Origin of the sequence: Nocardia otitidiscaviarum NBRC 14405 (genome assembly GCF_000308635.1) — a bacterium.
Lineage (GTDB): Bacteria > Actinomycetota > Actinomycetes > Mycobacteriales > Mycobacteriaceae > Nocardia > Nocardia otitidiscaviarum.
Window position 1 is genome coordinate 21,471 of record NZ_BAGD01000127.1, and the last position, 7,682, is coordinate 29,152.

At 72.2% G+C, this 7,682-nt stretch carries 4 protein-coding genes; 1 reads left to right on the plus strand and 3 read right to left on the minus strand.

Translation table 11 applies throughout. The features are described from left to right. Positions 1-8: 8 nt before the first annotated feature. The 3 genes from ON31_RS35905 to ON31_RS28320 all read right to left on the minus strand — a co-directional run bounded on the left by ON31_RS35905 (position 9) and on the right by ON31_RS28320 (position 6,050). The gene (locus ON31_RS35905) at positions 9-1,757 is read right to left on the minus strand and encodes a dynamin family protein (RefSeq protein WP_051037858.1); all 1,749 of its coding nucleotides are present in this window, start codon (positions 1,755-1,757) and stop codon (positions 9-11) included. 521 nt (positions 1,758-2,278) lie between these two features. Then, the gene (locus tag ON31_RS28315; protein ID WP_039817999.1) at positions 2,279-4,129 is read right to left on the minus strand and encodes a dynamin family protein; all 1,851 of its coding nucleotides are present in this window, start codon (positions 4,127-4,129) and stop codon (positions 2,279-2,281) included. A gap of 55 nt (positions 4,130-4,184) precedes the next feature. Further along, complete coding sequence (locus tag ON31_RS28320; protein ID WP_051037860.1) at positions 4,185-6,050, minus strand: IniB N-terminal domain-containing protein; 1,866 nt, start codon at positions 6,048-6,050, stop codon at positions 4,185-4,187. Between the two features lie 309 nt (positions 6,051-6,359). Between ON31_RS28320 and ON31_RS28325 the strand changes: the two genes are divergently transcribed. Continuing rightward, positions 6,360-7,682, plus strand: a 1,323-nt coding sequence (locus ON31_RS28325) for an Hsp70 family protein (RefSeq protein ID WP_157533792.1), incomplete at its 3' end; no start/stop codon positions are given.

A 7,682-nucleotide genomic window follows, 5' to 3' on the forward strand; every position in this document is an offset into this window, starting at 1 on the left:
TTCGCGGCCTACGCGCGGTGGCGCGGGATGCGGGTCAGCGGGGTGGTCGGGGGATCGTTGAGCGTGTCGAGCAGGCCCTCGGCGCTGCGGGCGGCGGTGAGGCACGCCGTCGCCGTGACCTGATCGGCCAGCGGATGACCGGCGCGGGAACGCCATTTGCGCACGGCCGCGAGAGCGTATTCGCGCTGGGTGGTGAGATCGGTGTCGGCGGGCAGCCCCAGGCGCAGATGGGGGGCCACGCCGGAACCGCCGATGAGGCGCTGCAATTCGGCGATATCGTCCTCCGGCAGCGGCAGCTCATCGGAGCGGAGACGGCCGAGCAGGCGCAGTTCCGCGAAACCGTGCACATCGGCGAGCAGCGTGCGCACGCGCGGGAGCAGCGCGTCGGCGGAGGTGCCCGGGTAGGCGGCCAGAATGCGGGCCAGCGCGGTGAGCGCGGAGTGGGCCTTCAATTCCTCGGCGCGCTGGGCGAATTGCACATCCAGCACGGAGCGCAGCTCATCCAGTCCGCTGCGGCTGGTGAGTTCGGCCGCCAGACTGGCGGAGTCGCGCACCCCGAGGCGGATCAGCGTGACGGACAATCGGATTCCGAACAGGCCGAAGCGGGCCACCAGGTGCGCGCGCAGCTCCGGCGACACCGGCAGCGGCAGATCGGGGCGGGCGAAACGGTCCGCCGACAGCAGGGCCGCGGTGAGTTCCTCGGTCGGCACCGTCGCCAGGGCCTCGAAGGCCGAGTACTCGCGCTGTCGCAGCGTGGCGGCGGCGAAGGCCAGCAGACCCGCCACCGGAACCACGGACTGGCACAGCCCGGTGCGCTCGAGCTCCTCGGCGAAACGGGACGCCACCTCGCGGGCGGAGTGCAGGGCGTCGATACGGCCGGCACCGATCTCGTCCGCGCGCGAGACCACACCGACCGCCCCGAGCGGGGCCGCGGCGGCCGTGTAACCCGCGGGCGGCGCTCCCGGCCCGTGCGCACCGGCAGCGCCGACCGGTGCCCCGGTACCGGTCGTTCCATGCCCGAATCTCCCCGTGCCGGACGCACCCGCACCGAACGCCCCGTATCCGAGCCCGGGAACGCCCGCATCGGCGGCCTGACCGGATCCGATACCAGCGCCGATACTTTCGAGGAAATTCACATCCGCGGCATCGAGGCGGCGCAGCAGGTAGACGACTGCGTCCGCGCCCGGCAGCACCACGCCGGCCGGATCGGCGGCCGGGGTGAGCAGGCGCGCCGTGCGCGCCGAGACCTCCCGCGACATGGACGAGATACCGGGCGAGTCGATGATCGTGGTGCGCGCCAATTCCTCCGACGGCCACTGCACGTCGAGATGGTCCACCTCGCGCGCACCGGGCGCGTTCCACCGCAGCGCCGACAGGTCGAAGTGCAGGCCGTGCGGTGTGGCCAGCCCGTCGGCCCCGCGATCCCGGCGCACCCCCACGTCGGCGTGCGCCCCGTCGCGCGCGAACGCGGTCACCCGCGGCGTCGGACCGTGCCGGTACCAGGTCACCAGCCGGGTGCACTCGGTCGCGTCGGTGGGCGCGATGTCCTGCCCGACCAGGGCGTTCAACAGCGTCGACTTACCGGCCTTGAGCTGACCCGCCAACGCCACCCGCAGCGGTTCGTCCAGGCGGCGCGCGCAGTCGGCGAGCAGCGCGCTCACCCGCGCCTGCCCCGCATACGCCTGCCGAGCCACACCGATCAACCGCCGCGCCTCGGGCACGATCCCGGCCACTGCACCCGGGGCATCGAAAACCATTCACACACGGTAGCGGGACTCCCCGGTCTCCTCGCGACTACCCATACCCCGACGAACGCACGGTCACGCCGCCCGCCGTGGCGGGAGGTGACGCACACGCCGACAACGAGCCGGCGTGAGCACGCAGCAGCCGCGCATCGCCGCGGCCCGGAAAGCACGAGACCGGACCGAGCGACCACCGTGACGGGGGGACGCACGGCCACAGCGCGAACGCGCCGCCGGTCCGGAACCGCCGACCTACCCGCAAGGCAGGAAGCCACCGATGCCGCGCCGACGCGGCGGGCGCTGCCGACCGCGCCCACAGGTGAGCCCGCCGGTCGCCGACGGCCAGCGCTTCGGAGCGTGGGTGGGCCGCCTGTGTTCAGGTGCGGCGCGGCCACCGAGGAACGGGCACGCCATACGTGAGTGGGTAGGCCGCCCGGGTCCGGGTGCCGCCCGGCCACCGAGGAACGGGCACGCCATACGTGAGTGGGTAGGCCGCCCGGGTCCGGGTGCCGCCCGGCCACCGAGGAACGGGCGCTTTACGTGGGTGGGGCGGGTGGGATCGCCCGGGCGGCCGGGCGGGCCGCGAGCGAGAGCAGCGCGTCGGCGTGGCGGCGCAGTTCGGCCACCACGCGGAGTTGGCGCTCGAGTTCCGTGGCGCGTTCGGTGCGGCGGCCGGCCTCGAGATTCGCGGCTTCCTGTGCGGCGCGCAGGGATTCGTCCAGGGAGCGCAGCGAGCGGTCGGCCACGCCGGTGAAGTGATCGCGCAGCAGGCGATGGATGCGGTGCAGCCGGTCCTTGGTCTCCTTGCCGGAGTGGAAGGCCACATCGTCGACGTACCGGCGCACGGCGGCCTTGGCCTCGATCCGGCGCTTGGCCAGCCGCGCCTGCTTGTCGTCACGGAACGCCTTGCCGCCCAGAATCACTCCCGCGCCGATGGACAGCGGGTTGATGATCGCCATCCCGGCCAGCGTGCCCGCCAGCCCGGCCATCACCACGCCGCCGTAGGAGCCCCGCACCCCCACCAGCAGTTTGTGCGTGAAGCCGAGATCGGGTTCCAGATCGGCGAGGGTGCAGGAGCCGACGCGGGAGCCGTCGGGGTCCAGGCTGCCGGCCAGCTCCGGCAGGTCCACCGCGCCGAGTTCGGTGAAGTGTCCGGCGATCCGTTCGGCCAGCCGGATGGCGCGGGTGCGGGTCCACAGCAGATTGTCGCCGACCGCCGTGCCCACGGTTCCGGTCAGCCATTCCTCGATGGTGTCCCAATGCCGCCCGGGATCATTGGCGTCGATCCACTCCTCGCCCTCGCGCGCGATATCGCGCAGCCGGTTGCGCAGATCGTGGTCGATATCCCCGGCCAGATCGGTGATGCCGTCGGTGAGAGTCTGCTGCCAGGCGGCGGTATTGCGGCGCAGCCGCTCGGCGGCCGCCTTGGCGGAACGCAGTTCCACGATGGCGGCGGCCCCGCGCTCGGGATCGCGCAGCGCCACCAGTTCGCTGCTCAACGCCAGCGCGAGATGTTCGGCCGCCGAACCGATGTCGACGCCCACCGCCTGCCGGGTGGCGGCCTGGTCGCGGGCCACGACCTGGTCGCGCAGAAACTGGAACACCTGCCCGAAACCCGATTCGCGGCCGAGCTGTTCATCGCGCAGCCGCATGGCGTGGGTGCGCAGGACGGCGGAGACGGGAATCAGCGGAACCTCGAGCCCCGCAGTCTCGAGGTGCCGCTGATTCGCGTCGTAGACCTGCCTCCAGTGTGGATACAGGTCGATCTTGGTGAGCAGTACCGCTACGGCGGGGCTCAACTCCCGCACCTGCCGCAGGAATTCCACCTCCGGCACGGTGAGTTCGGTGGAGGCGTCGCTGAGCAGCAGTACCGCGTCGGCTCCCGGGATGGTGGCGTAAACGCCTGCCGCACCGGGATTTCCGTGTGCACCGAGGCCGGGGGTGTCCACGACCACAATGCCGTCGGCGAGCAGCGGGTTGGCGGCTTCCACCTCCACCCGCAGCACCGGCCGCGCCCGCACGGTGGGCTCGATCGCGCCCAGATTCTCGAAAGGCACCGGGACCCGGGTGGATTCGGCCTCGCCGCCGCCCGGCCCGGCCAGCACGGCCGCGGCCCGTGACTCGCTGCCGTGGGCCAGGGTGACCGTGGCGGTGGTGGTCGTATCATCGCCCACCGCACAGACATTCAGGTTGAGCAGCGCGTTCACGAACTGACTCTTGCCCTGATTGCCCAGACCGGCCACCACGATGCGCCGTCGCGGATCGCGGATCCGCCGGGCGACCGTCTCCAGTCGCCCCACCAGGTCACCCCGGTCGGCCGCGCGTGCGACCGCGATGGTGTCACCCAGTATCGACAGCAGCGGCCGAGCCACCGCGGTTCCCGTCACAGCCCTACCTCCGAATCACCAGTGCGGTCACGAGTGCAGCGTCACGACTGCGGCATCACGACTGCAGGATGTCGTCGACGATGCCGCCACCGGCGACGCCGCCCACCTCGGCCCCGCCGCCGAAGCCCGCGTCCCCGAACAGCGACGTCTCGGTGCCACCGGTGAGGTCGCCCTCGACGCCACCCTGCACACCGGCGCCGAACGCCTGCGAAACATCCAGTCCCGCCCAGGGATTCGAACTCGCACCGGCATCCAGCCCCGACTCCGCCCCCAGCGCGGCGTCGACACTGCCACCGACCTGCGCTCCGGTGTCCACGGCCCCACCGACCGCCCCACCGAGTTCCGCACCCGCCTGCGCACCGGTATCCACCGCACCCGACAGCCCGGACTCCAGCCCACCGCCGAATTCCGCACCGGCATCGACCGCACCGCCGCCCCCCGTCGACAGCCCGGTCTCCAACCCACTCCCGAGCTCCGCACCGGCACTCAACGCGCCGTCGACGCCGGTGCCGACGCCCGCACCCAGACCGGCCCCGGCATCGAGCGCACCGTCCACCGCGCCACCGACACCCGCACCCGCCTGCGCACCGGTATCCACCGCACCCGACAGCCCGGACTCCAGCCCACCGCCGAATTCCGCGCCCGCGTCCACCGCACCACCGATACCGGGTTCCAGCCCACTGCCGACTCCCGCACCGGCACCCAGCGCACCGTCCACGGCGCCGCCGAGTCCCGCGCCCAGCTGCGCGCCCGCATCGACAGCCCCGCCGATACCGGTGGACAAACCGGTCTCCAGCCCGCCACCGAGTCCCGCACCGGCATCCAGCACGCCATCGACGGCACCGCCCACACCGGCCGCGAGGCCCGTTCCGGCGGTCACCGCACCGTCCACCGCACCACCGAGATCCGCGCCGAGCTGAGCACCGGTGTCCGCCGCGCCGGAGAGTCCGGCTTCGAGGCCGCCGCCGAGTTCCGCACCGGCGTCGACAACTCCGCCGATTCCGGTGGAGAGTCCGGTTTCGAGGCCACTGCCCACCTGGGCACCGGCATCGAGGACGCCGTCGACACCCGTGGTCAGCCCGGTTTCCAGACCGCCGCCGAGCTGCGCACCGGCGTCCACGGCACCGTCGAGCGCCGCGTCGAGGCCCGCCCCCAGATCGGCTCCGACCTGGGCACCGGCCGCCACGGCGCCGCCGAGACCGGCGGAGAGTCCCGCGCCGAGATCGGTGCCCACCTGGGCGCCCAGTCCGGCGGCGGTGCCGATCGCGCCGTTCAGACCGGTTTCCAGGCCCACGCCGAGCTGACCACCGAGATCGGCGGCCGCGCCGAGGCCCGCGCCCAGCTGGCCGCCCGCGTTCACGAGTCCGCCGAGTCCGGCGTCGACCCCCGCACCCACCTGGGTGGCGGCATCGACCGCGCCCTGGAGTCCCGCGCCGAGCCCCGCGCCGAGCCCCGCACTCACGTCCGCACCGGTCTCCAGTGCGCCGCCCAGCGCCGTGGAGAGCCCGGCGGCCACATCGGCCACCGCATCCAGGCCCGCGCCCAGGCCCAGGTCGACGCCGGTTTCGGCCTGGCCGCCGAGATTCACCTCGGCCGCGGTGGCGGCGGTGGCGGTGGCCGCGACCCCGGTCGTCCCCGCCGCGACCGTGCCGACCGACGCCCCGCCGTTCACCGCGCCATTGACCGCACCGGCGACCGCGGTCTCGAGACCACCCGCGGCGACGATGGCCGACAAGGCCGAACCGCCCGCCACCAGCGCCGACTCGGCAACCATGGGCGCCACGGCGGCGATATCCTCCGGCGTCACCGCCGCCAGCCCGGCGTCCACCAGCGCCTGTCCGGGGTTGGCGCAGTAGGCGGCGGCAGCCTCGCTGTCCCGCAGCAGGCTGAGGATGAACTCGAGAATCGCATTGGGACTCATGGCAAATCGCCTCCTTCGGCGGACCCCTGCGGTCCGCGGTTGTCGAATTGCCTTTCACGCTAGGAAGCTCACGCGTTACTCCGGAACGGGGTGAACTCCCCTGTTGCCGGACCCCGAACCATTGGGGGCGGGGCGAGGATTAGGGGAATTTCCCCGTACCTACCCCGCACGCGGTAACGACGAACCCCCAGCAACCGACAGCTCACATGTGGCTCGCAGGCCACAACCCAAGCCTTAGTACATATCGGACTGATCGACTTTCGAAACGGCACACCGGGCAGGGTGTGTTTGTAGAACAGGGGTTCTCGAATGAGTCAGGGTCAGGCGCTCGGCATTACGGTCGGGTCGCTGCACACAGTCGCCGTGACGACTTCGGGGGGACGACGCGAACTACACGCCTGTCCGAGTCTGCTCGGCTCGGCGGCGGAGGTCACGGAGAGCATTCTGGCCCGGGTCGGGGATCCCGTGGATATGCGCATCGGAGACGGAACCGCTGTTCGCGCGGCGGATCTCGTGGCGGCGGCGGTGGCGCGCGCGGTGCGCGACACCGGCTCCGCCGCAGCCACGGTCGCCTGCTATCCGTCCTGGTGGACGCAGCACACCGTGGAGGTGCAGCGGTCCGCGCTGGATGCCGCCGGGCTGGACGGCGTCGCACTGGTGCCGGAACCGACGGCGGCCATGCGGTGGCTGCGCGAGGTACACGGAACCGAGCACGACGGCGCGATGGCCGTATATGATCTCGGCGCAACCGGTTTGACCATTTCGGTGGTACGTACCGGGCCGCTGTCGGGTCTGCTCGGAGAACCCGTGCACTCGACCATGGTGGCGGGTACGGAATTCGATCTCCTGGCCATGCGTTACGTTCTGGCTAATGCGGTGGGGCAAAACGATTTCGATCCGTTCGACCCGATCGTCGAACAAGAATTGGCCGCATTGCGCGGTCGCTGCAGAATTGCGAAGGAAGAGCTTTCCAAAAAGACGGCGGCGGTGGTACCGGTTCGGCTGCCCGCCTTCGGCATGGACGTGCGGCTGGTGCGCGACGAGCTGGAAGAGCTGCTGCGCGGCCCCCTGCTCGGATCCATGGACCTGCTGCGCGAGGCGGTGCGGCGCGCCGGATTGCGGGTCACCGAACTGGACGGCGTCCTGCTCACCGGCGGTGGCGCGGCCATTCCGCTGGTGACCGAACTGCTCTCCACCGAATTCGGCATCCCGGTGGCCGCGGCCGCCGACCCGGCGCACATCAGCGCCCACGGCGCTGCCCTGCTGGCCGCCGATCTGCTCACCGACACCACCGCGACCGAACCCCACCCGGCCCTCGTCGCGCCCACCGCACCGGTGCGCCACGCCACCCGACCGGGCGGCGATGGCGATACCACCGCCATCCCCCGCGACCCGAACTCGGGGCGCGCGGGTGAGGCGCGTAGCGGCGCACTGCCACCCGGCGCGGGCGCTACGGCTGCCGCGAGCGGCGAGAATCGTGGGCGCGACGCGTACGGCGATCACGCCGCGTACGACGAACACGACATGCACGGCGCTCACGACACGTACGGCGCTCACGACACGTACGACGAACACGACACGCACGACGAGCACCACCCGCACGGCGCGGCGTCCTCGACCGACGCGGCGCCC

Excerpts from the sequence above, each read along its gene's own strand:
- ON31_RS35905 (WP_051037858.1), bottom strand. The coding sequence starts at position 1,757 with ATGGTTTTCGATGCCCCGGGTGCAGTGGCCGGGATCGTGCCCGAGGCG.
- ON31_RS28320 (WP_051037860.1), bottom strand. The coding sequence starts at position 6,050 with ATGAGTCCCAATGCGATTCTCGAGTTCATCCTCAGCCTGCTGCGGGAC.